This window comes from Gordonia sp. SL306, assembly GCF_026625785.1.
In the GTDB taxonomy this organism is placed as follows: Bacteria; Actinomycetota; Actinomycetes; order Mycobacteriales; family Mycobacteriaceae; genus Gordonia.
Genome location: NZ_CP113063.1, coordinates 2,723,528 through 2,747,552, shown reverse-complemented (window position 1 = coordinate 2,747,552; position 24,025 = coordinate 2,723,528). Strand labels below are relative to the sequence as shown.

Annotated in this window: 23 protein-coding genes; 10 read left to right on the top strand and 13 right to left on the bottom strand. The window is 66.7% G+C overall.

Going from position 1 to position 24,025, the window contains the following annotated elements; translation table 11 throughout:
- Nucleotides 1-31: 31 nt before the first annotated feature.
- Genes OVA31_RS12545 through OVA31_RS12520 form a run of 6 tightly spaced genes read right to left on the bottom strand, consistent with a single transcriptional unit; the run spans nt 32 to nt 5,433 of the window.
- On the bottom strand, nt 32-1,060 hold the full coding sequence (locus tag OVA31_RS12545) for a heme-dependent oxidative N-demethylase family protein (protein WP_267626993.1): 1,029 nt from the start codon (nt 1,058-1,060) through the stop codon (nt 32-34).
- On the bottom strand, nt 1,057-2,049 hold the full coding sequence (locus OVA31_RS12540) for a PDR/VanB family oxidoreductase (RefSeq protein ID WP_420714015.1): 993 nt from the start codon (nt 2,047-2,049) through the stop codon (nt 1,057-1,059). The genes OVA31_RS12545 and OVA31_RS12540 overlap by 4 nt, the downstream gene beginning before the upstream one ends.
- Complete coding sequence (locus OVA31_RS12535) at nt 2,046-3,566, bottom strand: heme-dependent oxidative N-demethylase family protein (RefSeq protein ID WP_267626992.1); 1,521 nt, start codon at nt 3,564-3,566, stop codon at nt 2,046-2,048. Before OVA31_RS12535 ends, OVA31_RS12540 begins: the two co-directional genes overlap by 4 nt.
- Nucleotides 3,563-4,495: a PDR/VanB family oxidoreductase gene (locus OVA31_RS12530; protein WP_267626991.1), complete on the bottom strand. Its 933-nt coding sequence runs from the start codon at nt 4,493-4,495 to the stop codon at nt 3,563-3,565. The genes OVA31_RS12535 and OVA31_RS12530 overlap by 4 nt, the downstream gene beginning before the upstream one ends.
- Complete coding sequence (locus OVA31_RS12525; RefSeq protein ID WP_267626990.1) at nt 4,492-5,040, bottom strand: dimethylamine monooxygenase subunit DmmA family protein; 549 nt, start codon at nt 5,038-5,040, stop codon at nt 4,492-4,494. Before OVA31_RS12525 ends, OVA31_RS12530 begins: the two co-directional genes overlap by 4 nt.
- A 6-nt stretch (nt 5,041-5,046) precedes the next feature.
- Nucleotides 5,047-5,433, bottom strand: coding sequence for a cupin domain-containing protein (locus OVA31_RS12520; protein WP_267626989.1), 387 nt, complete (start codon nt 5,431-5,433; stop codon nt 5,047-5,049).
- Nucleotides 5,434-5,636: 203 nt separating this feature from the next.
- Here OVA31_RS12520 and OVA31_RS12515 point away from each other — a divergent pair, with 203 nt between their 5' ends.
- Entirely contained in the window at nt 5,637-6,503 is an 867-nt protein-coding gene (locus OVA31_RS12515) for a ribokinase (RefSeq protein WP_267626988.1), read from the top strand.
- Here OVA31_RS12515 and OVA31_RS12510 read toward each other — a convergent pair.
- A complete protein-coding gene (locus OVA31_RS12510) occupies nt 6,500-7,003 on the bottom strand; it encodes a dihydrofolate reductase family protein (protein WP_267626987.1) in 504 nt (167 codons plus the stop codon). The two genes, OVA31_RS12515 and OVA31_RS12510, sit on opposite strands and share 4 nt — an antisense overlap.
- Nucleotides 7,004-7,091: 88 nt before the next feature.
- The gene (locus tag OVA31_RS12505) at nt 7,092-7,868 is read right to left on the bottom strand and encodes a crotonase/enoyl-CoA hydratase family protein (RefSeq protein WP_267626986.1); all 777 of its coding nucleotides are present in this window, start codon (nt 7,866-7,868) and stop codon (nt 7,092-7,094) included.
- Between the two features lie 105 nt (nt 7,869-7,973).
- Between OVA31_RS12505 and OVA31_RS12500 the strand changes: the two genes are divergently transcribed.
- A complete protein-coding gene (locus tag OVA31_RS12500; RefSeq protein WP_267626985.1) occupies nt 7,974-9,299 on the top strand; it encodes an aspartate aminotransferase family protein in 1,326 nt (441 codons plus the stop codon).
- Nucleotides 9,300-9,319: 20 nt separating this feature from the next.
- Here OVA31_RS12500 and OVA31_RS12495 read toward each other — a convergent pair whose 3' ends face one another.
- Complete coding sequence (locus OVA31_RS12495; protein ID WP_267626984.1) at nt 9,320-11,338, bottom strand: OPT family oligopeptide transporter; 2,019 nt, start codon at nt 11,336-11,338, stop codon at nt 9,320-9,322.
- A gap of 153 nt (nt 11,339-11,491) precedes the next feature.
- Complete coding sequence (locus OVA31_RS12490) at nt 11,492-12,241, bottom strand: DsbA family oxidoreductase (protein ID WP_267626983.1); 750 nt, start codon at nt 12,239-12,241, stop codon at nt 11,492-11,494.
- 213 nt (nt 12,242-12,454) lie between these two features.
- Here OVA31_RS12490 and OVA31_RS12485 point away from each other — a divergent pair, with 213 nt between their 5' ends.
- Complete coding sequence (locus tag OVA31_RS12485; RefSeq protein WP_267626982.1) at nt 12,455-12,886, top strand: MarR family winged helix-turn-helix transcriptional regulator; 432 nt, start codon at nt 12,455-12,457, stop codon at nt 12,884-12,886.
- Nucleotides 12,887-13,284: 398 nt separating this feature from the next.
- A complete protein-coding gene (locus OVA31_RS12480; RefSeq protein ID WP_267626981.1) occupies nt 13,285-13,788 on the top strand; it encodes a methylated-DNA--[protein]-cysteine S-methyltransferase in 504 nt (167 codons plus the stop codon).
- Nucleotides 13,789-13,796: 8 nt separating this feature from the next.
- Here OVA31_RS12480 and OVA31_RS12475 read toward each other — a convergent pair whose 3' ends face one another.
- Nucleotides 13,797-15,038 (bottom strand): oxygenase MpaB family protein, encoded by a 1,242-nt coding sequence (locus tag OVA31_RS12475; protein ID WP_267626980.1) that lies wholly within the window; start codon nt 15,036-15,038, stop codon nt 13,797-13,799.
- Between the two features lie 60 nt (nt 15,039-15,098).
- Here OVA31_RS12475 and OVA31_RS12470 point away from each other — a divergent pair, with 60 nt between their 5' ends.
- Nucleotides 15,099-15,968, top strand: a complete 870-nt coding sequence (locus OVA31_RS12470) for an SDR family NAD(P)-dependent oxidoreductase (RefSeq protein WP_267626979.1) — start codon at nt 15,099-15,101, stop codon at nt 15,966-15,968.
- 109 nt (nt 15,969-16,077) lie between these two features.
- On the opposite strand, the gene OVA31_RS12465 is transcribed toward OVA31_RS12470, so the two are convergent.
- Together OVA31_RS12465 and OVA31_RS12460 are read right to left on the bottom strand one after the other, a co-directional pair.
- Complete coding sequence (locus OVA31_RS12465) at nt 16,078-17,304, bottom strand: sulfotransferase family protein (protein WP_267626977.1); 1,227 nt, start codon at nt 17,302-17,304, stop codon at nt 16,078-16,080.
- 20 nt (nt 17,305-17,324) lie between these two features.
- Complete coding sequence (locus OVA31_RS12460; protein ID WP_267626976.1) at nt 17,325-18,512, bottom strand: hypothetical protein; 1,188 nt, start codon at nt 18,510-18,512, stop codon at nt 17,325-17,327.
- A 120-nt stretch (nt 18,513-18,632) separates the two neighbouring features.
- On the opposite strand from OVA31_RS12460, the gene OVA31_RS12455 reads away from it, so the two are divergent.
- The 5 genes from OVA31_RS12455 to crtI all read left to right on the top strand — a co-directional run bounded on the left by OVA31_RS12455 (nt 18,633) and on the right by crtI (nt 23,997).
- Nucleotides 18,633-19,784: an acyl-CoA dehydrogenase family protein gene (locus OVA31_RS12455; RefSeq protein WP_267626975.1), complete on the top strand. Its 1,152-nt coding sequence runs from the start codon at nt 18,633-18,635 to the stop codon at nt 19,782-19,784.
- Nucleotides 19,784-20,821, top strand: coding sequence for an acyl-CoA dehydrogenase family protein (locus tag OVA31_RS12450; RefSeq protein WP_420714014.1), 1,038 nt, complete (start codon nt 19,784-19,786; stop codon nt 20,819-20,821). Before OVA31_RS12455 ends, OVA31_RS12450 begins: the two co-directional genes overlap by 1 nt.
- A gap of 139 nt (nt 20,822-20,960) precedes the next feature.
- Nucleotides 20,961-21,500 (top strand): isopentenyl-diphosphate Delta-isomerase, encoded by a 540-nt coding sequence (gene idi, locus OVA31_RS12445; RefSeq protein ID WP_267626974.1) that lies wholly within the window; start codon nt 20,961-20,963, stop codon nt 21,498-21,500.
- An 8-nt stretch (nt 21,501-21,508) separates the two neighbouring features.
- Nucleotides 21,509-22,417 (top strand): phytoene/squalene synthase family protein, encoded by a 909-nt coding sequence (locus tag OVA31_RS12440; RefSeq protein WP_267631500.1) that lies wholly within the window; start codon nt 21,509-21,511, stop codon nt 22,415-22,417.
- Nucleotides 22,414-23,997, top strand: a complete 1,584-nt coding sequence (gene crtI, locus OVA31_RS12435; protein ID WP_267626972.1) for a phytoene desaturase family protein — start codon at nt 22,414-22,416, stop codon at nt 23,995-23,997. Before OVA31_RS12440 ends, crtI begins: the two co-directional genes overlap by 4 nt.
- The last annotated feature ends 28 nt before the right edge of the window (nt 23,998-24,025 follow it).

Here is a 24,025-nt window from a genome sequence, read left to right as displayed (position 1 = left end):
GGTGGACGGATGGCGGATGGATGTTCGGGCGTCAGCGCCCGCGGAGGTACGCGACCACGTCGTCGCGGTAATCGAGGAACCCCTTGTAGGCGGCGATGGGTTCACTCAGGGTCTCGATCACGGTTGCGAGTTGCTCGGCCCACGCCGGGATACGCCTGACCTCTTCCAGCGACGCCATGAAGGTACGGATGTTGAAGGTGACGGCACCCGTCATCGGGAGCCGGATGAAGTGTTCGAGCTCGATGCGCAGGCGAGCGCGCCCGAAGTCCTTGTCGCCGACCATTCGGGGGATGTCGTCCCGCCACTGCGGCAACTCTTCGAGACTCACGTCGAGCGTGGGCGAATCCGACGCCGACAAAGTCCAGTTCACCCGACGGTAGACCTGATCGGCCGGCAATCGCCGGAGGAACTGCTCGGCCCGCGCCACCACTCCCTCGCGGATCAGCCCCGGCACCGGTGCGTGGATCTCGTACATGTCCATGCCGACGTCGAAGGAGACCGACCACGCGGCAGCGAATGTGACAGCGCCCGCGTCGAAATGCAGTCGCCCATCGCGCTCGATCACCAGCAGCAGGTCGTCTGGGACCTCGCGCGCCAGGAAGTCGAGCGGACCGCGGGGCAGGGACGCATCGTCGTTCAGCACGAAGTACTGGCTCGTTCCGAGCAGGTCGTTGCGCCAATGGAATCGGGCATCGCCGTACTCGGTCAGTTCCATCACGTCGGGATGACCTATCGAGAGATCACGCAGGTAGTAGAGCAGCAGATCCCAGCAGGCCAGCCCCATTCCACGACGGACCTTGATGCGGTGCGGGTCCGCATCGAGTATCCGGCGGCGTTCGGCCATGATGGCCGGATACTCGGCTCCACCGAGATCCACGATGTGTCGTCCCCATTCGCCGCCCTGAGTGGTCCGAGGGACACGAGCGGGCTCCACATTGACGCTGTACCGGAACTCCGCGAGGTCGTCGGGGAACGGCCACGGCAGATTGGCCAGGTGGTCGACCGGGCCCGAGAGATGCTGGCCCGCAACGATCTCAGATCGTCCGTCGGTGACGGTCACAGGTCCACCTCGATGTCCAGGCCACGAGAGACACAACAGAGCATGCTGTCGCCCGCGGCTCGCTCGTCGTCGTCGAGCACGAGGTCCCGATGCTCGATGGTGCCGGATCGGACACCGATGCGGCACTCGCCGCACACGCCCTGACGGCAGAGGTTGGCGACCGTGACACCGTGGTCGAGGAGACGTTGGAGGAGCGACACACCGGATGGCACGTCGATCACCGCACCCGTACTCGTCACGGTGACCTGGAACGGTTCTCCCGGAGACCGGTCCGGCGCCGAGAATCGCTCGAGATGCACCCTGGCCGAGGTCCATCCGGCGGCCCGGGCGGCGCTCTGATACGCCTCGAGCAGCGCGGCCGGTCCGCAGGCGTAGGCATGGGTACCCAAGGGCTGGTTCGCGAGACGGTCGGCGAGCAACCATTGCGTGTCCGGCGTCCCGGTGACCTCGAACAGGGTGACCGACGAACTCTCGGCCAGCGCCCGGATGTCGGGCAGGTGCGCCGCGCTGCCGGATCGGTAGGAGTAGACGACGTCGGCCGTCCCTCCCAGACGCGCGATCGACCGCGCATGGGACAGGATCGGTGTGATGCCGATGCCGCCCGCCACCAGAAGGGCGTGACGCTGATCCCAGATCGGCGCGAACATCGACCGGGGCCCCTCTGCGTAGAGCACATCTCCTTCGGACACGTTGTCGTGCAACCAGGCCGAACCTCCACCGGACCCGCGGCGCAGCACCGAGATCCCGTAACTGGTCGGCAGCATGCCGTCGTCGACGAGGGAATAGGCGTTCCGATGGTCACCCGCCGTGACGATCAAGTGACTGCCGGGCCGGTACGGTGTGAGCGGACCTCCGTCCGCCGGGACCAACCGGTAGTGGCGGATAGACGGCGTCAGCGGCACGACGCCGACCACCCGCATCGCGCGCACTCCCGTCGCATATCCGGCGTGCCGATGTGCCGACGTACTCGGGTCGGCGACGACCGTCACTGCGAGTCCTCGACCGACGAGGCGAGAAAGCTTCCTCGCGTGGCCGAATGGTGCGCGTGCACCTCGAGTCGTCGCGCACAACCGGGGCACTCGACGACGCCGCCCGGCACAGCCTCGACACGATGGGTGTCGCGGCAATGTGCGCAGTAGAGCGGCAGGTCGCGAGTATGACTCGCGAACGCCGAGAGCTCGTCGGGCAGGGCGCCCGCCGCACGCGCGAGTGCGAGTCCCGTGAGCACGTCGTACTGTCCGCCCACGATGTGGATGCGGACCCCGTTGCGGGTGGCTGCCAATGCGGCCGCCAACTCCCGGCGATCCTCCTCGGCGACAAGGGAGTCGAGCACCAGGAGTCGTGTCGGAGCGAGCGCCTCGCCCGCCGAGACCCAACCGCGAGCAATCTCCCCGACGATTCGCTCGACTCCGATCGCGACCACCAGGAACGACGTCCCCGTCGGATCGATCGCCTCCGGTGTCGTCGGCCACACGGGTAGTCCGTGACCGCTCGGAACGGCCGCGGTGGTTGTGGGGACCGCGCCGGCCTGCCGCAACCAGTCGGCTGCCCGATCCTTGTACTTGATGATGCCCTTGTAATCGGCCATGTCGTCGGGGAGTTCATCGAAGACCTCGGCAGCGCGCAGGCGCCATGACTCGACGGTGGCGACGGTCTCGAGCGGCAGCATGTACGTGCGGATGAGGAACATCACCGCACCGGAATCAGGGAGACGGACCAGGTGCTGGACCTCGACGCGTAGGTGAACGAGCCGGCCGAAGGTGTCGTCGTCGACGTGCTGGATCATCTCGCGGTCCGGCCCCCACTCGGGATAGTGCTCGGTGGAGACGTCAAGGCGCCGGCCGATCGTCAGAGTCCAGTTGGTCCGGCGATACGGATCGTGGGGTTGCAGCCGCTTGAGGAACTCGTGGGCCCGGGTGATGACACCCTCGTTGCGCACTCGGGGCACCGGGCCATGGATCTCCAGGAAGCTCATGCCGACGTCGAAGCCGAAGCTCCAGTCGGCCGCGAAGGTCACCACACCCGCGTCGGCGAACAGTTGCCCGTCGCGCTGGTCGAGCAGCACCACATCCTCCTGGATCTGGCCGCAGATGTACCTCAGCGGTTCGACGGGAAGAGTCGAGTCGTCGCCGTAGACGAAGGTGCTCTCGACGTCGAGCAGACCGTTCCGCCAATGCCATTCACCGCCATCGACAGTGAGCGTGAAAGCGTCGGGGTAGGCCGTCGCCAGCTCTCGCATGATGGTCAGCATCGCGTCCCAGGCCGCAGGCCGCATGTGCGCCAGCACCGCGTGGCGTGTGCCGTCGGCATCGAGTACCGCAGCACGCTCGGCGAGTTCGCGGTGATACTCGTCGTCGATGTCGACGACGCTGTCGCCCCACTGACCGGCGGCTGTCGTGACGGTGTGCCCGGCGGGCTCGACGTTGGTGCTGTAGCGGTATCGATCCTCGACGAACGGGAACGGGAACCCGGCGACCAACGACGGCGCGGGAAGTGCAAGGGTCACAGTGGTACCTCCAGTGTGGAGCCTTCGGATGCGCGCGAGACGCATGGCATGAACGCGTCCCCGAGGCCCTTCTCCTCGTCGGTGAGGTAGAGGTCCCGGTGGACCGGTGTTCCGGCCGACAGAGGTAGGCGGCATTCGCCGCACACACCCTGACGGCAGCGGTTGGGAATCGTCAGCCCGTTGTCCTCCAGGGCCTCGAGGACCGAGGTTCCCGATGGGATATCCAGTGTCGTACCCGATTCGGTCAATCGCACGGCGAACCGGTCACCGGCGTCGAGCACATCCGCTCCGAAGCGTTCGAAGTGAATCCTCGACTCCGGCCAGCCCACGGTGGCCGCCGTTTCGACCACGTGGTCGATCATGCCCGCCGGGCCGCAGGCGTACAGATGGGTCCCGATCGGCTGGTCGGCGAGCACGAGGGCGAGTCGTTCGGTGAACGACACGCGATCGGCGAACAACTCCGCCCGCCGACCCGCCAGAGCCACCACCTCGTCGACGTGCGCGGCGTGACCCTCCCGGAATGTGTACAGCACCTGCACCTCTCGCGCCCAGCGACGTGCCGCCCGCAGATGCGAGAGGATCGGCGTCACACCGATACCGCCCGCGACGAGGAGATGTTTGGTGGCACGTGCTGCCGGCGAGAAAGCGCTACGCGGCAGTTCGACGTCGACGACGTCGCCGATCGACACACGGTCGTGCATCCATCGGGAGCCGCCGTCGCCATTCTCGATCCGCAACACCGAGATCGAATAGTGTTGTGGCGCCATGCCATCAGAGGTCAAGCTGTAGGCATTCGTCCTCTCGCCCGCCGCGACGACGAGGTGACTGCCCGGCACGAAGCCCGGCAACTCGGCGCCGTCGGGGGCGGCGAACGTGATGTCGCGGACTCCGGTGGCGGCCTCGGCGATCGAGGTGACGACCAGCTTCATTGTGCGGACTCCCGGGGCAGAACCGCCGTCTCCGCGTCGATCAGGTAGCCGAGGTACCGGCCGGACCGCCGTGAAACATGGTGGTAGATGAGCAGGTTGCGGTCACAGCCGCCACAGACGACGGTGTCGCCGACCGCCGACGACGTCGGGGTCACGTCGCGACAGTGAGTACAGAAGACCTCGATGTCACCGACCTCTGTTGTGGTCACGTAGATCTCGTCGTCCTCGAGGCCCGCGGACACGGCGACGCCGCGCAGGGTGAGCGCCGCACCGACGGACCCGATGATGATCACCCGGAGACCGACACGGGCAGCGGACAGCTCAGTCCGCAGCGCGGATGCCGCCCGATCGGACTCGGCGAAGGTCAACACCTGCTGGTCGACGTCATCCGGCAGTACGCCCTTCCACCGCGCGATCTCGACGAGGGCGCCGTCCCCCACACCGATGAGGAGGAACGATCTGCCCGACACCTCGGGCAGATCGCCTCCGATCGGCGCCGCGGGTCGCGCCCAGACGGGGATGCTGGAGACTGCGATCTGCGACATCGGACGTCAGAGCAGATCGGCGTCGCGGTGGCCGGCATAGAAGGCCAGTGCGTAGCTCGGCGTGCTGAAGTAGATCTTGGAGCCCTTGGGGAAGAAGATCGCGTCCTTGGCCTTCGCGACCGCCGTCTGTCCGGTCTCCTTGTTCTCCAACAGGAACTCGCCCTCGAGAACGACTTTCATCTCGTCGTATTCGTACTCGTAGTAGAGCGGGTCGTCGGTGTGGCGCAACTCGAAGTAGCCGGAGCACATCACGCTGCCCTGCGGGTTCTCGTACACGTCGCCGATGAATCCCTCGGTGCCCGGATACTCCGCGTCGGGCATCTTGGGCAGGTTCTGCCAGGCGTCGCTGGTGACCAGGAACGGTGTCGTGGTGTCAGTGCTCTCGACGGTCATCTGCATCCTCCGGAATCGAATTGGGTTCGGCCTCTGTCTGAATAACAGCAGTAGACTTTGTTCGATCCGATGAAACCGGGTTCGTGTTACCAGGCGATGACGACGCCGTTTATTGTTGTAACACTCCGTCCACCATCAGTGGACACACTGATGGTGCCACGACACCGTCCTGTTCCAGCGGCACGACAGGGATACTCGGTGCCATGGAATCCTCGTCACCGATCGACGTCGCGGTCGTCGGGACCTTGAACATGGATGTGATCGTGCGGGTCGGTCGTATGCCCCGGGCCGGAGAGACCATCCTGGGCACCTCGCTCTCGGAGCGTCCCGGCGGCAAAGGCGCCAATCAGGCCTTGGCCGCAGCCGGGGTGACTCGCACGGCACTGATCGGGGCGGTCGGGAACGACGACGCGGCGCACCGCCTGGTCGCGAACCAGAACGACGGTGGGGTCGAGCTCGGCCATCTCCATCACGTCGACGGCATCAGCGGTCAGGCGATCATCGAGGTGGACGACCGGGGAGACAACCGGATCATCGTCCTGACCGGCGCCAATGCAGCGCTCACGCCCGGCCAGGTGGAACGCGGACTCGACGAGTTGATGCCGAAGATCGTTCTCACACAACTCGAGTCGCCGCTCGACGTCACGGCCTGCGCGGCGGCGTGGGCCATTGCGAACGACCGTCGGTTTCTCCTGAACCCGAGCCCGGTGTGCCGCCTCGACGAGCACGTCATCGGTGCCGCGGACCCGTTGATCGTCAACGAGGACGAGGCCGTGTTCTACGCCGGCGGCGACCCGGCCGACGATCCCACGGACGTCGCCCGTCGCCTGCTCGACCACTCGCGATCGGCGGTCATCACCATGGGCGGCGAGGGAGTCGTCGTCGCCAGTCCCGACGAGATCCGTCGCATCGAGGTCGAGCAGGTGCGGGCCGTCGACACCACCGGTGCGGGAGATCTGTTCGCGGGGATCCTGGCCGGCCACCTCGCGCGGGGTGAGACGCTGACCGACGCGGTCGCACCGGCGGCCGCCGCAGCGACCGAATTCGTTGCGCGGCCGCGTGATCGCTAACGACGACGCGCGTACCGGAACAACACCGGGCCGGACTCGAACGGCCGCGTCTGCACCAGCTCGAGATCCAATCGCGCACCCGCCGGGAAGAACGGCACGCCACCGCCGATCGCCACGGGGTACACGACCGGACGGAACTCGTCGATACGGTCGAGCATCGACGCGGCCAGTGTCGCGCCGCCGATCTGTACCTCGCCGTCGCGGTCGGGGATCCCGCTGATGTCGCGCACCAGGTCGGCGCCGTCGACGTCCTCCAGCGTGCTCGAGACGACGATCCGCGGTGTGTTCTGCCACGCTTCGGCGTACTCGAGTTCGGCGGGCGACGACTCCGGCGGGGGTGCCGCCCAATACTGCATCGTCTCCCACAGGTTGCGTCCGTAGACATCCATCGCGGACTCCTGCTGGGCGCCCACCCAGTACGCGAACACATCGTCCGCCGGTTGGGACCAGTCGAAGTTGCCGTCGGCGTCGACGACGTAGCCGTCGGCCGAGATGTTCATGCCGTAGACAATCACTGCGCTACCTCATCCGGATGTCGTGACGTCGGTCCTCACGATTGTCGCGCGTCGACCACGAAACCGGAAGAGGTCATCGCTTCGACCAGCGCGCCACCCGCTCCTTGTGCTCACTCGTCTGATGCGCGAGCGGCTGCATCGCGGCCGCCAGATTCAGCACCGTGTCGAGCGAGCTGGTCCGCGATTCGGTGAGTAGGCGTTTGGCCATGCGCAGTGCATGCGGCGGATTCTTCGCGATACGTCCCGCCAGTTCCCGGGCTGCGTCGAGGAGCTCGCCGTCGGGCACGACGCGGCTCACCATGCCCCACTCGAGGGCCTTGGCGGCGTGGACGCGGTCGCCGGTGAAGGTCATCTCGGCGGCCCGTTCGTAGCCGATGGCGCGCTGCAGGAACCAGGAGCCGCCATCGCCGGGTATCAGTCCGATCTGGACGAAACTCTCGGCGAAAAAGGCGGATTCGGCGGCGATACGCAGATCGCACATCATCGCCAGATCGCAACCGGCACCGACCGCGGCGCCGTTGACCGCGCCGATCACCGGCACCTCGCATCGCAGCATCGCTCGCGGAATCCGTTGTATCCCATCGGCATAGCCGAACCGTTGCTCAGCGCCGCCGAGGCCGAACAGTCCTTCCTCATCCGCCATTTCCCGGACATTCCCGCCGGCAGAGAAGATGTGGCCCGCGCCGGTGAGGATCACGGCGCGAACATCGGCGTCGGCGTTCGCTGCGTCCACGGCATCCTCGAATGCGGCGATCAGATCTGCTCCGGTGATGGCGTTGCCGACGTCGGGGAGGTTGATCGTCCACACCGAGACACCCCCTTCGGTGCTGATGTCCAGAGGTTGGTCCACGGTGGTGCCGCCTTTCGTCGGGGTCGCTGATTGCACCCTACGACGCCAGATGAGAATCCCCATCACTCGAGTTGCCCTCCCCTCGTCTCGACGTACCTTTGGACCATGACGAGCACTCGTGACCACACCGAGCCCGCGAGCCCGGTCGCCGGCGATCCGCAACGTCACCTGCTGCGCTACGGCGGCACGATCTCGCCGGAGCTGATCGGGCGTGCGGCGGGTAGTCACGTGTACACGGTGACCGGCCGCGCCCTTCTCGACTTCACCTCGGGCCAGATGTCGGCGATCCTCGGCCATTCACATCCGGACATCGTCGAGACGGTGCAGCGACAGATCGGCACGCTCGACCACCTCTTCAGCGGGATGCTCTCCGAGCCGGTGGTGGAACTGTCGGCGCGGCTCGCCGATTCCCTACCCGACCCGTTGGACAAGGTCCTGCTGTTGACCACCGGCGCAGAATCCAACGAGGCCGCGATCAGGTTGGCCAAGCTTGTCACCGGCAGACACGAGGTCGTGTCGTTCGCACGTTCGTGGCATGGCATGACCCATGCCGCGGCCGCCGCGACCTACAGCGCGGGCCGGAAGGGCTACGGACCGGTGGCGGCAGGCAATCTCGCCCTGCCGACCCCGAACGCGTACCGCCCCGACTTCGTGGCGGCCGACGGATCATTCGACTGGCAGCGCCAACTCGACTACGGATTCGAGATGATCGACGCCCAGTCGGTGGGCTCGCTCGCCGCCTGCATCGTCGAGCCCATTCTCTCCTCCGGCGGGGTCATCGACCTGCCCCTCGGATATCTGCGAGCGCTGAAGGACAAGTGCACCGAGCGCGACATGCTGCTGATCCTCGACGAGGCGCAGACCGGGTTGTGCCGTACCGGGAACTGGTACGCCTTCGAGCGCGACGGCGTGGTTCCCGACATCCTCACCCTCTCGAAGACCCTCGGCGCCGGCCTCCCTCTCGCCGCGACCATCACGTCGGCGGAGATCGAGGCGATCGCGCACGAACGTGGCTTCCTGTTCTTCACCACCCACGTCTCCGATCCGCTACCGGCCGCCGTCGGCAACACGGTCCTCGATGTGCTCATCCGAGACGGACTCGATGCGCGGGCCCGAGAAGCGGGCGCAGTCCTGCGAGACGGCCTTCTCGCGATCGCGGACCGTCACGAGGTGGTCGGCGATGTTCGTGGACGCGGACTCATGCAGGGCATCGAATTGGTCACTGATCGCGAGACCAGAACCGGTGCAGACGAACTCGGCGCCGCCGCGACGAGGCGCTGCTTCGACCTCGGACTACACATGAACGTGGTCCAACTTCCCGGTATGGGTGGGATCTTCCGCATCGCACCTCCCCTGACCGCCACCGACGGCGAATTGCGATCCGGACTCGAGATACTCGATCAGGCCATCGGGGAGTGCTCCGCCACCTAGCGCCCGGGGACGGAGAGCTCCTACCGCACCGAATCCTGCGCGGCGTCCGGCTCCGACTCCTTCGACGCCCAGTTCTGGGTCCACTTGTACAGCCCGGCGACCACCAGGACGAACAACACGACGCCGAGGATCTCCGAGCCGGTCTCCCAACCGTCACCGATGAACGGGAGGTTGAGCACGGCGTCGTCGCCGGTCGCAGCGACGATCGCGGCGAACACCACGTTCCACAGGCTCTCACCGACGATGAGGCCGGTGGCGAGCAGCACACCCATGCGCTTCTTGCGCTCCACATTCCGGCCGGTCCGCTCGGCCCATTTGTTGTAGGCGCGACCGATGAAGGCGCCGATGGGGATGACCAGGGTGACCGACATCGGCAGATACATTCCCATGCCGACCGCCAGCGGAGGCACCCGCAATCTGGTCGTGGTCTTGCCCAGCACCTCGTCGACGACGATGACCGCCGCCCCGATCAACGCACCCACGCCGATCAGCGCCCAGTCGAGATCGCCACCGAACACTCCTTCGGCGAGTGACGAGATCAGACCGGCCTGCGGTGCGGGTAGTGCATCGTCGCCTGCTCCCGGCGCCCCCACGAACCCGAACGCCGTCTGCATCAGCTGCAGCACAGGCGGGATGACCACAGAACCGAACACGACGCCGATCACCAGCGCCACCTGCTGCTTCCACGGTGTCGCGCCGACGAGCTGACCGGTCTTGAGGTCCTGCAGATTGTCGTTGGAGATGGTCGCCACGCCGAAGACGATGGCCGCGGTGAAGAGCGTGTAGGCGACCAGTGCGGTGGACTGTGAATCATCTGCCGACCCGAAGGTGATCTTGATCAGGACGGCGGCGACCAGCACCACCACGATCCCCACCCCGGAGATCGGGCTGTTCGACGATCCGATCAGCCCGGCCATGTACCCGCAGACGGACGCGACGACCAGGCCGATGACAAAGACGAAGACGATGCTCACGGTGATGATCCCGGCAGCACTGCCGTGTAGCACCGTTCCAGTTGCGAAGTCCCAGAGCATGAATCCGATGGGAATCAAGGAGGCAAGGATGACACCGGAGACGATGGTGACCGGGATGTCCTGTTCGGTGAGATCGACCTCGGTGCCGGCGCGCCGTGCCCGCGTCGAGACAATCGCCGCCCTGATCCCCCGCACGATCGGTCCGATGATCTTGATCAGCGTCCAGATCGCCGCCACCGCAATCGCACCCGCGCCGATGAATCGGACATCGTTGGTGAAGGCATCGCTCACCACGTCCTCGATGGAACCGGTGACCGGGACATCTCCCCAGGTCCGGATCGGCAGCAGCACACCGTAGGAGATGATCAGTCCGATCAGCATCGAGATGCCGACCGTGATGCCGACGAGGTGACCGACACCGATCAGCGAGAACAGCAGTCCGGCACCGAACATGGTTCCACCCGAACCGACCCGAATGGTCCCGGAGATCGTGCCGGCGATCAGCTTGGTCTGGGTGAGCAACGAGAAGACCGCGGAGACAACACTTCCCACCACGATCACCCGTAGACCGCGCCGGTTCTCCTCGGCACCCTGTGCGGTGTCACCGACTTTCAGGACCTCGGCTGCGGCTGCCCCTTCCGGATATGGGAGATCCGATCCCGTCACCAGGGCACGGCGCAGCGGGATCGAATACATCACGCCGAGGATGCCGCCGATGAGGCACACCGCCACGGTCGTCCAGTACGGAAAGCCCGTCCACCAACCGATCATGATGAGTCCCGGAAGGACAAAGATGATCGCCGACAGCGTTCCCGCTGCGGACGCGATCGTCTGCACGATGTTGTTCTCGACGACGGAGTGATCCGCGAAGTACCGCAGCAGGCTCATCGAGATGACGGCAGCGGGAATGGCGGTGGCGAACGTCAGCCCCACCTTCAGACCGAGGTAGACGTTGGCTGCGGTGAACACCAAGGTGATCAGACCACCGAGGATGATCCCGCGGATGGTGAGTTCTTTGAGCCCCGCGGACGGGGCACCCTTCACGACGGAGCCTGGCGTGGACATGACGGCGACCCCTTACCCGACGGTTCGGCGTTGTGGACTCACACAACTGTAGGAGGGGGGTCGGTGATCCGCAGGGATTCCGTCCAGCGTCGGCCGCGCCGGAATCTCCGGCGGTCCGAATCACCCGATTCGGTATCGGGTCAGACGCGACACTCAGTCATCAGAGCGCCGACCGTCAGCGCCGCGGGCATCGGTGTCCGGAACCGCACACCCGTCCGGCCCGCAGGTGTCCGCCGACTCCACCCCCACCGGGACCAGCTGATCGCCCCAGGCCAGTTGCAATGCCCTGGCAAAGGTTTCGGGCGGCTGCGCACCCGACACCGCATACTTGCCGCCGAAGACGAAGAACGGCACGCCGGTGGCGCCGAGAGAAGCGGCCTCGCTCTCGTCCCGACGGACGGCATCCGCGTAGGCATCCGGATCGTCGACGACCGCGCGCACGCCTGCCTCGTCGAGTCCGGCGCGGACCGCGATCTCGACCAATCGCTCGTGATCACCGAACAACGGCTCGTCCTCGGCGAAGTTCGCCTCGTACAGGGCGTCGAGCAGAGCCTCCTGCCTGCCGTGGGCAAGGGCGTGATGGAGGAGGCGATGCATGTCGAAACTGCTGCCGAAATCGCGGCCACTCGTGCGGTAACCCAGTCCGAGGTCGCCGGCCTGGGCGGCGATGCCCTGCTCGTTCGCCGCCGCCTGCTCCACCGGTATCCCGTACTTCTGAGCTATGTGTTCGACGACGGGTGCGCTCGTTCCCGGCGCCAGCGTCGGGTCCAGTTCGAACGAACGGTGCACCACCGTGACGCCGTCACGCTGCGGAAACTCCCCCAGCGCCGCCTCGAAACGTCGCTTCCCCAGGTAGCAGAAGGGACAGTTGATGTCGGTCCAGATGTCAACCGCCACGGTCATGGCAGGCAATCCTCTCCGTCCGCGGCTCCTGACCTCGGACACCCTGCGTGCAACGCATCGCGCGCACCCGATGTTCCGTCGCGGATCGGGCAGACCACCGGCCGGCATTCATGCATCTCGGTACTGTCTGAGCATGTCGACGTCCGAGTATGGCGACGTCGAAACATGTCGGCACCGGCCGACCGCGCCGAGGGGGAAGGTACGACTGCGACCATGGGCCCGGATCCCATCACCGACCTGGAGGCCGAACTCGTCGACATCTGGCGGCGTGGTCGTATCCAGATCCGAGACCGCGTGCGCGCGATCCACCCGAAACTGGATCCGACCTGTTATCCGCTCCTGGTCCTGCTCTCTCGCAACGACGCCGTGCCGATGTCTGCCCTGCTGGCCGAGCTGGGACTGGAGAAGTCGACGTTGACCCGACAGATCGACTCCGTGGTACGCCTGGGTCTCGTCGAGCGCCATCCCGATCCGGACGATGCGCGGGCACGCGTAGTGGCCATGACGGACACGGGACGCGCCCGCTTCGACGACGTGGCCCTCGCCGCCCTCGCGGAGTGGCGAGACCAATTGTCCCGATGGGATCCCGACGACGTCCGACAGCTCGCCGACCTGCTCAGACGTCTCGCCGAGAGCACAACATGACGATCCGGGCAAGTGCCGCGTCGAGCGCTGCGCGGACCGTCGCCGCCACGATCGTCGGATCACGGTCGGCGAACTCATGAGCGACTGTTGTTGCGGCAGAGGATATCCGGCGCGCCCCGTAGAGTGAGGCCCGCTTACGCGGGCATCGGTGACGGCCGTGGGCCACGCCACGCCCGGCCCGCTCGAGTGGATACCGCGTCATCGCGCGGGAGCGCGATTCCCGAGCGGCTTCTGCATCAGCGCAGGATAATTCGCGGTGATCACCGAGTCCGGCTGCATCGCGAGCAGTCCAGCGACGAATGATCGGTGTTCGTCGTAGTTGCCCCCGGCCATCACCCGCCAGGACTCGATGTCAGTGGCGCGTCGTACCGTGGACCCACGCTATCTGGGAGTGCGCGATGGAGACGGTACGACATGCGGTGATCGAGACGTCGCTCGGTGACGCGACCCTCGTCGCCGACGACGATGTCCTGGTCTGCTGCTACCTCGAGATCGCGGACACCTCGGCATTCGGCGAACGGGTCGTCCCGCTCCACGATCCGGTGTTGAGCCGGGCGGTGACCCAGTTCGAGGAGTACCTCGCCGGCGAGCGGACCGACTTCGATGTGCCGTTGCGCGCCGACGGTGACGAATTCTCCGAGCGCGTCTGGGCCCTGCTGCAGGACATCCCGTATGGGCGGACCACCACCTACGGCCGACTCGCCCTACGTCTCGGCGACAAGTTCCTCGCGCAACGCGTCGGCCGGTCCCTGGGGCAGAACCCGATCAGTGTGTTCATCCCGTGCCACCGGGTGATCGGCGCCGACGGCTCGCTGACCGGATATGCCGGCGGGCTGGAGCGCAAGCGCCTGCTCCTCGAACTGGAAGAGCCACCAGAGGTGCGGGCGGGCCGGTTGTTCTGACCGACTCGTCAGCCGTGTCTGGCGATCGGCAGCGAACCGATCTCTGCTCCGTCATTGCCGAAGTGACGGTAGCGGGCGCGATCGCGGGCGCGCTGTCCGCGCCATTCCAGATATCGACCCCCGATGGGCGTCGGACCGATCAGCCGGTAACTGATCGTGTTCCGGACCCATGCGGTGCCGAATGCCCACGGAATCCGTTGCGGCAGGGTCAGATCGCGCATCCCCTCGGCGCCGAGGAAGCCTTCCAGCATGCTGAGGAGACGTTCACGGGTGTACCGGGCCGAGATGCCGTGAACGAACCGGTAGTGCAACTCGTCCTGCACGTCGACGAGCGCCCGAGCGAGCTGCCCACCGGCGTCGGTCACGTCGGTCTGCGACAGCAGGATCGCGTAGCTGAGTTGATGTTGGTCGCGCTCGTCGTCGAACAACCAGTCGTCGTCCACGCCGATGAGCCATCCCACGTACTTCCAGAGATGCATCAGCGCCCGTGAATCCTCCTTGCTGATCGGCACACCGAGGGCTCGCACACCCATCATCAGTGCGCCGCTGAACAGATTCAGGGTCGATGCCAGATCGGTCTGGTTGATCGGTAGCCCCCACTCGGTGCTGTCCCAGCGTCCGTTGCGTTCGAAGGCCTCGTTGACGAGCGCGTGCATCAGCCGTACGTGGACGGTGAGTTTCCATCCCGTACCGTGTCGGACCATTCCGCCCCGTTGCCCGACCGCGATCGCCCAGGTCTGGGTCTCACCGAGGCGACGCCTCGTGGTGCTCCCCGAGAGTCCACCGGTCTCCGCGAGGAGATCGACCGGCCCACCGAAGCGATATCCACCGATCAACGAAAGCTGTAGGAGAACGTCGTCGGCGTTCTGCCCGAAGCGTCGGAAGACAGTGGCGCCGCGTTCACAGAGGTCTGGATCGACCCAGTCGGGCGTGTTCTCGACCACGGAGAAGAAGGACCGCAGGGCCTCCGGGCTCTCATCCGTGACACCCGTTTCGAGCGCGGCCTGGAACTGGGCCATCGTCACGCGTGCCGCGTCTTCCTTGGGCAGCCGCATCGCCCGCACCAAGACCGCCGCGGGCTCGTCGCGCATCATCAGGCGCCGGCCGAGGACCTCGAGGTCTCCCTCGCTCGGCTCTGACAATCGCCAGTAGATACGGAGGAGTCGTCCCATCCGGCGGCCGCGTGCGTCCGCAGAACGATGCCGCCTGGGCGGTACAGGCGCAGGCGGGGTCTGCGTCGTCGATGACATGAGACTATTCTAACGATTCGTCTCACCAGGGACAATCCATCCGGCGATTAGGCTCGGACCATGGCTGATGACCGACTGACAACTCTCGCCGGGCGACGCGTCGTCGTGACCGGTGCGACCAATGGTTTGGGCATGGCAACCGCACGTGCGCTGGCTCGGGCCGGCCTCCGGGTGGTGCTGGCCGTGCGCGACGTGGAACTCGGCGAGCAACGGGCTCGTGAGTTCGGGGGCGACTGCGAGGTGGCCACACTCGACCTCGCCGACCTGGCCTCGGTGCGCGCCTTCGCCGACAACCTCGACGGACCGATCGACTATCTGATCAACAATGCAGGCGTCTTTCCCCATCAGCACCGCACGACCGCCGACGGCTTCGAGATGGGTATCGGAACCAACTTCCTCGGCCCCTTCGCGCTGACAAATCTCTTGCTGCCACGCATCGAACGGCAGATCGTGTCCGTGGCCTCCGACGCGCATCGCGGAGCCAAACTGGACCCCGACGATCTCGATCTGTCGAGCGCCAGATGGAGCCCGCCGCGCGCCTACGCGCGGTCGAAGCTGGCGGTCATGCTCTGGGGCCTCGAACTCGATCGACGCCTCCGTGTCGGGGGTTCGCCCGTCACCGCGATGCTCACCACGCCCGGGTGGGTCGCGTCCAACATCTCCAACAAGCCGGGCCTGGGCGTCGCGCACAAGGTGGTGCAGAGTACGGCGTCTGCCTTCGCGAATGATGTCGATGCCGGCGCACAGACCACGCTGTACTGCCTGACCGAGCCGATCGCACCGGGCAGCTATGTCGGCGTGGACGGCCTCTGGGCGCTCCGAGGCGACCCGGTTCTCTTCGGAAGGTCCTCGGCTGCCTGCGATTTCGATGTGGCCGGTCGGCTGTGGGCGAAAGCCGAGGAACTGACCGGGGCCAAGTGGCCGCTGTGAGCCGCTGAGCCTGCGCAGCGTATCGCTCAGACCGCAGGTGTTGTCTCGCAGGTGGTCTCGATACGCGGCTCCTTCGTCGCCGCTACTCGACCAGCGAAAGGCTCGCGGATCAGAGATCGAATTCCGCGCGGTATCTTGCATAGACCGTCTCGACCTCGGCGACGGTGAGGCCGAACTCTTCGAGGGTGTAGCTGTGCACGCCGTGCGCGTGCTGGCTGTGCCCGGATCGATGTTGCTCCATCCGTGCACGGATGGCGTCGGTGAGTTCGAGATCAGCCGCCGCGTAGATGCGCTCCACCTGGGCGACCGGGTCCTCGACCAGATCGTCGTACCGGACGTCGAGAAAGGCGTCCGGCCGCTGCGCCCGCACGTCCAGCGCGCGGTTCACCATCTCGCCGTTGAGTGACAGCCAATGCCGTGCAACCCTTTCGGCGTCGACGTGATCGCTGAACATCGAATGGCCGTGCGCCAGCATGCTCGAGAACGATGCCGTGGTGCGCAACGGATCGCGATGGGTCTGGACGATGAGGGCGTCGGGAAAGACGTCGAGCAGGGTGTCGAGATGTTCGAGGTGAGCGGGCGTCTTGAGTACCCAGTTCGGCCGCGGGTTCTGGAGGTGCAGGATCTGCAGCAGGATCTTGAGGTACTCATACGAGCCGTGCATGTCCTGAGTGCGCAGCCATCGTGCATACGATGGGACGTCGAGCATCGCCTCGGGCACCTGCGACAGCAGCGAGTACTCCTGCAGCAGAACATCTTCTTCGGGTCCGTCGGCCTCGACGGCGTGGATCGCGAAGAATTTCGGGTTCAGATAGCGCAGGGCCCATTCGGCCACCGTGGTCTGCGCGACCCGCACCGTCGGCCTGCCGGGCTTCTCCCGCTTGCGTGGCAGGAGGTGGATGACCTCCCACGACCCCACTGCGCGGATCTCCGGATCCGCCGCGATGAGGCGGTGCAGCATGGTGGTACCGCTGCGCTGTAGGCCCGCGATCACGATGGGCGGTGTGATCGGCGCGGCGGTGATCTCCGGATGGATGCGGATCAACTCTGCGACACGCAGCCGAGTGGTGAGCAGACCGTGCAGGCGGGCACGGATGACCAGCGCGCCGAACGTACTGAGACTGGCCTCCTCGGTCATCGATGCACACAGGACGTCGAGCGCTTCCTCGGCCTGGGCATCGGCCATCCAGGCCAGACCGGTGTCCTCGGCCGCGCGCCGTCGTAAGGTGTCCGCCGACAGGTCCGCGCTCGACACGCCATGCCCGTCGAGCAGCTCACCGATCCGGTTGATCGCACGGATCGGCCTGCGCTGGAACGGGACGAAGGTTGCGGTCATGGCGTGCCACGGATTCCAGGTCAGTCCAAGAGCGACAGCTCGGAGACCGCCACCACGCGGGTACGCGGCTGCGGATGCGTAGCAGCTCGAATCCACCGAAAGGTCATCGCACCGCAGTCGTGGCCGGTGGTGTCTATCCAGTTCGGCAGCCCGGGGTCACGGTGGGTGACCACGATCCGTACCGACCCGTTGGGCCGGTACGTCGCCGTGTGTTTGTTGACATGGATCGGGTGATACCGATAGTCGAGGGACTCGAGCCAGTGGTTGTCCAGCTGGAAGTTCCAGCCGTCGCATTCCGGGATCTCGCTCTCGATCACCAGCGCCTCGTCCGGCCCCAGCCTCCAATAGCTGTGGTAGTAGATGATGTTCGGGTCGCCGCCTGCCTTGGTGGAGCGCTCCGGGTCGAACATCGGCAACTCGTTGGTGTGCTTCTGGAAGTCGCGTGCCCATTTCGCGAAGAGCATCGACGCGCCTGCGACGAGGAGGCTCGCCTTGCCGAGTCCGGCGTCGAGCTGGGCCGAGGTCAACGGCGCGGGTGACGCCGAACCGTCGAGCAGTTCGATGTGCAACTCGGCCGGAATCTCGGTGGCCCGGTCGGCGAAGGTCTGACGGACGATCAGCAAACCGGTCTCCGACGTCATCGGGAGCCAGTTGCCCTCGTGCTCGGTGGCGCTCAGGACGAGTTCGAAACGACCGTCGGGCTCGATGTCGAGGTCCGCCGCCTCCACGTATCCGGTGGTCGGCATCTGGCCACCTTCACCGTAATTGCCTTCCTGGGTGCCGAATCCGAGATAGTCGACGGTGCCGCGGGTTCCGGTGATGCGATAGTCGAGCGTGCCGTCGAGGGTGGCGTTCAGGTAATGGTTGTCCGGGTTGTCCGACCCCATCTTGGCGGTCTCGTGGATCATGCGTCGCAACACCGGCGCCCGCGGATCGGCGTACTCGACGAAGGCCTCCAGTCCGGCCCGCGTCAACCTGCTCAGGTAGCGGTAGCCCTCGGCCTGGGACAGTGGGTCGGTGGGCGTGCCGGGGAACACGATCGCCGCCCCAGCCGATTTCAGGGTGTCGCAGAACTCGTCCCACGAGGTGCCTGCGGCCACACGCTGTTCGGCCACGCTGTCGGGTGTCTGCCCACGCATCTTGAGATAGGCCACCCGTGCCTTCTTGAACTGACCCAGTGCGGCTGTCGCGATCGTTCGCCCGTTCATCGCCCACCTTTCGTGATCGGTGCCTCCATGATCCACCCCACCGCCGGTCGGGTAGGGACGAACGGAGTGAGTCCCGTATCGAGACCCCCGCCACCACCCACACCCGTTATCGTGCAGAACATGCCCGATCAGCGTCTGGTCCCGCCGACCATCGACGATCCCGCCGAACACCACGCGCTACGACTCGAGGTGCGGGAGTTCGTCGACGAGCAGCGGGCCGCCGGTCGGATCGACCGCGACGTCGACAGCTGGCTCACCGGCTGGGACGAAGACTTCACTCGTGCCCTGGCCGCGCGCGGATGGCTCGGCATGACCGTGCCGGTCGAGTACGGCGGCCATGGCCTCGACGCGACGCAACGGTTCGTCGTCACCGAGGAACTCCTGGCCGCGGGCGCGCCGGTCGCGGCCCACTGGATCGCCGATCGGCAGATCGTTCCGTCGCTGCTGAAGTACGGGACGGAAGAACAGAAGCGTGACTATCTCCCGAGGATCGCCGCAGGAACCTGCTTCTTCGCGATCGGGATGAGCGAACCCGACTCGGGTTCCGACCTGGCCAGTGTCCGCACCCGGGCGATCCGTGTCGACGGGGGTTGGTCCGTCAGCGGGACCAAGGTGTGGACCTCCGGCGCCCATCTCGCCGAAGCGTTCATCTGTCTCACTCGGTCCGAGCCGCTCGACACCGCCCATCGGCATCGCGGACTGAGTCAGTTCATCGTCGATCTCGATCGCACCGGCGTCGACATCCGTCCGATCCGGTCGATGGATGGCCGGCACCATTTCAATGAAGTGCTCCTCGACGACGTGTTCGTCCCCGAGTCGAAGCTGTTCGGCACCCTCGGCGACGGGTGGGCTCAGGTCACCTCCGAGCTGGCCTTCGAACGCAGCGGGCCGGAACGGTTTCTGTCGACCTTCCCCCTGCTGGCCGAAACGGCCGCACAGATGCGCGACGAGACGCTGCCCCGTCACCCCGATCTCGGCCGGTTCGTCGCACGGGTCGCCGGTTTGCATCAGATGTCGACGGCCGTCGCAGGCGCCCTCGCCCGCCGCGAACCCGCCGACACCGCTGCCGCAGTCGTCAAGGTGCTGGGCACCACCACCGAGGGCGACATCGCCGACTGGGCCGATGTGCTGACCGACAACGCCGATCCCGCACTGGCGGAACATCATCGGATGGTGGATGCCGCCGTCGTCCAGAGGCCGGGATTCACTCTGCGCGGCGGCACCAACGAGGTGCTGCGCGGCGTCATCGCCCGCGGATTGGGGCTGCGCTGATGTCCGGGTCCGTCGTCGACCGGGAACTCGCGGACCTGCTGTCCGCGGTGTTCGCCGCACACCGGCAGCGGGCGGCCACCGACGATTCCGCGGACCGGGATCCGAGCGCCTGGGATCCGGTTCTGTGGCAACAACTCTCCGAGCTCGGACTCGCCCGCCTCACGGGCCGAGAGGAAAGCGGTGGGAGCGGCGCCGATTGGTTCGCCGCGGCAGCACTGCTGCGCGCCGCGGCCGCCCACGGGGTTCGGACGCCGGTCGTCGAGCATGACCTGCTGGCAGGTTGGTTGCTGTCGGAGGCGGGTTTCCCCGTCGACGATGCGCGCCGATCGGCTTGTGTGCTCGACCGGCACGGGACCGCACGGCATGTGGGCTGGGCCGCAGGCGCGGAGCGAGTGGTCGTCGCCTGGCCGTCCGGTGGCGGCTATCGGGTTGCCGACGTCGACACCTCGGACCTCGACATCACCGCGGGTACCAACGTGGCCGGCGAGCCGCGGGATACCGTTGTCGCGCAGCTCGATCACCTCACCGGAGCCGACGTCGACACCACCGTCATCGATCGATTCCGGCTACGCGGCGCGATGGCGCGTGCCGTCCAGACCTGCGCAGCCCTCGACCGCACTCTCGACCTCACCAGCAGGTACGCCGTGGAGCGAGAGCAGTTCGGTCGGCCCCTCGCCCGATTCCAGGCCGTCACGGGCCTGGTTGCCGATATCGCCGCAGAGACCTCTCTGGCCGAGGCGGCGACCGAGTCCACTCTCACCGCAGCCGTGCGATCCGACTGGTCCGCACCGAACCTGCAATTCCTCGTCGCCGTGGCGCGCTCGTGCACCGGGCGCGCAACGTCCACGGTGGTGCGCAACGCCCATCAGGTCCACGGCGCCATCGGGACGACGCAGGTGCATCCCCTGCACGAGGTCACGCTTGCCGCACTCGCGTGGCGTTCGGAGTTCGGATCGGTCCACGACTGGGAGCAGATCGTCGCCGATGCCGCCGTCGATGCGGGCGCCGACGGACTGTGGCCACTCATCAGCGGGTGAGCGACGCAGTGCCCGACGAGCCGGCAACACGGTGATCGTGCGCGACGCGATCCATCCGATTCGGCGTCGGTGACGAACAACGGGTGTCCGCACAGTGCCGGACCCATATCTCGTAGGGCCGTAAAAGGGAGGCAGTCACATGACCGACGACCTCGTCGTGCTCGTCGACGCCGACGGACGACCGGACGGGACAGCGCCACGAGGTAGTGTCCACGGCGCCGACACCCCACTTCACCTGGCGTTCTCCTGCCATCTCATCGACTCCGCGGGCCGCATCCTGATGACCCGCCGGGCATTGACCAAGCGCACGTGGCCCGGCGCGTGGACCAACTCGTTCTGCGGTCATCCGCGCCCCGGCGAAGACGTCGAGGATGCGGTGCGACGGTACGCACCGCGCGAACTCGGCCTCGACGTCACCGACATCGTCCCGGCTCTCCCCGACTTCCGGTACCGGGCAGTCGACGCCGGCGGTGTCATGGAGAACGAGATCTGCCCGGTGTTCCGGGCACGCCCGGTCGGGACGCCCCGACCGAATCCGTCCGAGGTGATGGACATGGTGTGGGCGCCGGTCGACGACGTCTGGGAATCCGCCCGACGCACTCCGTGGGTGTTCAGCCCCTGGTTTGTCGACCAGGTCGATGCCCTCGGTCCGAGACCGTATCGCGCGGAGGAGTCGTGAATCCCGTGATGCGTCTCGGTCGAGCCGACGAGTCGGAGACGCCGGCCTTCCGCCACTACGACGACGTGGCCACGCAGAGCGCCGCACTCGTCATCCGCTCCTACTCGAGTTCGTTCGGACTCGCCTCGCGACTACTCGCGCCCGCGATCCGACGCGACGTCCACAACATCTATGCACTCGTCCGGCTCGCCGACGAGATCGTCGACGCACCCCGGCCCGACCAATCCGTCGCGCAACGTCGCCGCGCGCTCGATGCCCTCGGCGACGACGTCGCGGCAGCGCTGGCCGCGGGCTGGAGCACCAACCTCGTCGTGCATGCGTTCGCGAGGACCGCCCGGCGCACCGGGATCGACGCCGCTCTCGTCGACCCGTTCTTCACGTCCATGCGAGCCGACCTCGACTGCACCGTCCACGACGAGGACAGTCTCGCCGACTACATCTACGGTTCGGCAGAAGTCGTCGGACTGATGTGCGTCCACGCGTTTCTGGCGGATCAGCCGCACCGGAAGGCGCGCTACGACCAGCTGGCGCCGGGTGCTCGCCGGCTCGGCGCCGCATTCCAGAAGATCAACTTCCTCCGCGACCTGGCCCAGGACGATCACGATCTCGGCCGCCGGTACCTCATCGGATTGGATGCCGACCATCCGTCGGACGATGCCTGGAAACGGTGGCTCGACGACATCGACGCAGACCTCGTCGCAGCGGCGCAGGCGATCCCGCTTCTCCCCAGCGGCACCCGCGTCGCGGTCTGCACCGCCCACGATCTGTTCGCCGAGCTCGCACGACGCCTGCGCGCCACCCCGCCCCAGGTGGCCTGCCGCAGCCGTGTCCGTGTGTCGGCACCGACCAAAGCGCGCATCGCCGCTGTCGCCGCCGCGCGGCGCGGCGTCCCCTCGACGGCGGGATCGAGGGCGTGACCGATACGTCGGCCCGACGCATCGTCGTCATCGGCGGCGGGGTCGCCGGTCTGGCCACCGCGACGCTGCTCGCCGAGGACGGTCACGACGTGACGGTGGTGGAGAAGAACGACGACGTGGGCGGCCGTGCCGGCTCGTGGGAGAAGGACGGATTCCGGTTCGACACCGGTCCGTCCTGGTGGCTGATGCCGGAGGTCTTCGACCGGTTCTTCCGGCTGCTGGGCACGACCACCGAGGAACAGATCGACCTCATCCGGCTCGAACCCGCCTACCGGGTGTTCTTCGAGGGCATCGCCGACAGCGTCGACATCACCGGCGACGAGGCCCGCAACCGCTCGATCTTCGAGTCGATCGAGCCGGGCGCCGGTACCGCACTGGCCGACTACCTCGCGTCGGCGCGTGACGTGTACGACCTTGCCGTGCAACGATTCCTGTACACGAACTTCGACACCATGGGCGCCTATGCGGGCCTGCCGATACTGAAGCATGCACGAACGCTACTGCGCCTGTTGACTACTACCCTCGACGCCCATGTGGCACAACGATTCTCCGATATTCGGCTCCGACAGATCCTCGGATACCCGGCCGTGTTCCTCGGCTCCTCGCCCGACCGAACACCTGCGATGTACAAGCTGATGAGCTGGCTCGACCTCGCCGACGGAGTCCGATACCCCCAAGGCGGCTTCGTCCGGCTTCCGGAAGCGTTGGCGGCGTTGGCCGCCGAGCGTGGCGTCAAGATACACACCGGAAGTGCCGCCACCGCCATCCTCACCACGCCACGCACCCGCGTCCTCCCCCGGCGCCCTCGGGCAACGGTCACCGGGGTCCGCATCAGTGACACCGACGGCGTCGAGCAGGAGCTGCCGGCCGATATCGTCGTGGGCGCGGCCGACCTGCATCACGTGGAGACCGGACTCCTCCCGCGAACCCTGCAGACCTTCCCCGACGCATGGTGGGACCGCGCGGTATCCGGTCCGGGGGCGGTGCTCGTATTCCTCGGCATCCGCGGCGCGACGCCGCAGCTGGGTCATCACACGCTGCTCTTCTCCACCGACTGGACGGGAAACTTCGACGCGATCTTCGAATCGCCCACCCGGATACCCGATCCCGCTTCGCTGTACGTCTGCCGACCGTCGGCGACTGACGCGACGGTGGCGCCAGACGGCCACGAGAATCTGTTCCTTCTGGTGCCGGTCCCGCCGGACCCCGGCCTGGGATCGGGCGGCGTCGACCGGGACGGTGATCGCCTGGTCGAGGAGACCGCAGACCGGGCCATCGATCTGATCGCGCACTGGGCGGGTATACCGGACCTCGCCGAGCGGATCGTGGTGCGGCGGACGGTGGGCCCGGCCGATTTCGTCAAGGATCTGAACTCGTGGTCGGGTGGCGCACTCGGGCCCGCCCACACCCTCGGGCAGAGCGCGTTCTTCCGTGCATCGAACCGGTCACGGAAGGTCGACGGGCTGCTGTATGCCGGATCGAGTACCACCCCGGGCATCGGCCTTCCGATGTGCCTCATCAGTGCCGAGTTGGTGCGCAAGAGGATTCGCGGGGACAGGTCGGTGGGCCCGTCGGCGTGACCCTTCGTGACGCTTCGCTCCTCAGGGA